The sequence below is a fragment of the Micrococcus sp. HMSC31B01 genome, from assembly GCF_001816085.1.
Classification (GTDB): domain Bacteria; phylum Actinomycetota; class Actinomycetes; order Actinomycetales; family Micrococcaceae; genus Micrococcus; species Micrococcus luteus.
This window is the reverse complement of the sequence record NZ_KV825255.1, coordinates 1-1984: the sequence shown is the minus strand read 5'-3', so window position 1 is coordinate 1984 and position 1984 is coordinate 1. Positions and strand designations below refer to the sequence as shown.

General features: G+C 72.2%; 2 protein-coding genes. Both read right to left on the bottom strand.

Going from position 1 to position 1984, the window contains the following annotated elements; all coding sequences use genetic code 11:
- On the bottom strand, positions 1–995 hold a 995-nt coding region (gene ftsZ / locus HMPREF3105_RS09175), incomplete at its 3' end, for a cell division protein FtsZ (protein ID WP_070709319.1).
- Between the two features lie 317 nt (positions 996–1312).
- A partial coding sequence (locus HMPREF3105_RS09170) for a cell division protein FtsQ/DivIB (protein ID WP_070709317.1) occupies positions 1313–1984 on the bottom strand: 672 nt, incomplete at its 5' end.

The following is a 1984-nucleotide window of genomic DNA, read 5'->3' as shown; positions in this document are numbered from 1 at the left end:
GCCGCCTGCTGCTGCACGGCCTGCGGGGCGGCCGGGGCGGAGGTGACGTCCACCTTGTCGAAGCCCGCGGCGATCACGGTCACGCGCACCTCGTCGCCGAGGGCGTCGTCGATGACCGCGCCGAAGATGATGTTGGCCTCCGGGTGGGCGACCTCCTGGACCAGTCGCGCGGCCTCGTTGATCTCGAAGAGGCCGAGGTCGGAGCCGCCCTGGATGGAGAGCAGCACGCCGTACGCGCCGTCGATGGAGGCCTCGAGCAGCGGCGAGGCGATCGCCAGCTCGGCCGCCTTGACGGCGCGGTCCTCGCCCTGCGCGTGGCCGATGCCCATGAGCGCGGAGCCCGCGCCCTGCATCACGGACTTCACGTCCGCGAAGTCGAGGTTGATCAGGCCCGGGGTGGTGATCAGGTCGGTGATGCCCTGGACGCCGGAGAGGAGCACCTGGTCCGCCTGACGGAAGGCGTCCATGACCGAGACGTTGCGGTCCGAGATGGACAGCAGCCGGTCGTTCGGGATCACGATGAGGGTGTCGACCTCGTCCCGCAGGGCGTCGATGCCCGCCTCGGCGGAGCCGGCGCGACGGCGGCCCTCGAACGTGAACGGACGGGTCACGACGCCGATGGTCAGGGCGCCGAGCGAGCGCGCGATGCGGGCCACGACGGGCGCCCCGCCGGTGCCGGTGCCGCCGCCCTCGCCCGCGGTCACGAACACCATGTCCGCGCCCCGCAGGACCTCCTCGATCTCCTCCGCGTGGTCCTCGGCGGCCTGGCGGCCCACCTCGGGGTTCGCGCCCGCGCCGAGTCCACGGGTGAGCTCGCGGCCCACGTCCAGCTTCACGTCCGCGTCCGACATCAACAGCGCCTGGGCGTCCGTGTTGATGGCGATGAACTCCACGCCGCGGAGCCCCACCTCGATCATGCGGTTCACGGCGTTCACGCCGCCGCCGCCGATGCCGACGACCTTGATGACGGCCAGGTAGTTCTGGGGTGCAGCCACGGTGTTGGTTCCCTTTGTTCGAGATCTCGAGAGGTCCGCGCGAGGCACATCGCCCCGATGATCGGCGGCCACCCGGGGTGGACACCTTCAAGCACAGCGTGAAGCGAGCCTCGCGCGCGTTCGGGTCCACCGTACTGGGAGGCCCGCGTCACGTGCAAAAGAAAACGGCGTGTCCACGCGGAAAAGACGGCTCCCGCATCAACTTTCACGTGAGACTCGAAGGAGCAGTCACCGCGGTGATGGCACCCCGACTCGCGCGAGGCCACGCACCCCGACCTTCACCTTCACGTTCTACTGGAAACTCCTGCGGCCCCGGTTCAGCGCGTGATCGGCCGCGTGGGCACGGAGACGTCGATCTCGGCGACGCCACCCTCCGCGGACCCGTGCCGCTCGTCCGCCAGGAACGCCTCGGCCACGGGCCCCTTGAGGCCGGCGTCCTGCGCGTCGCCCCAGACCAGGGTCACCCCACCCTCGAGCGCCAGACGGACCTGGCCCGGGCCCCGGGAGTCGGCCGTCTCGACACGATCCGCCACGGCCTCCGGCAGGGCGGCCAGCACCTCGGCCACCTCGGCGCGCTCCTCCTGCGCCCGCTGCGCCAGCTCCTCCGAGAACGCGGGGAGGTCCTCGCCCTCGAGCCGTTCCTCCGGCACTCCCGTCAGGACGGTGCCGTCTGCGAGCAGCAGCTGCACACCGTCGTCGCCGTCCCGCCGGGCCCGCGTCTCATGCTCCCGGACCACGACCTCCAGGCCGGTGGGCAGGCGGGGAACGGTCTGGACCTCGGCCACTCCGGGCAGACCACCGACCAGCTCGCCCACACGGCCGGCGCCGACGCGGGACAGCGGCACGCCGTACACGGGCTCCAGGCGCTCCTGGACCTCGGCGGCGGAGACATGGCGGGTGCCGGTGACCTCGACGCGGTCCACCGCGAGCACGGGCGAGAAGAACACGACCCAGCCCAGGGCGCCCAGCACCGCGAGGACCGCGGCCGC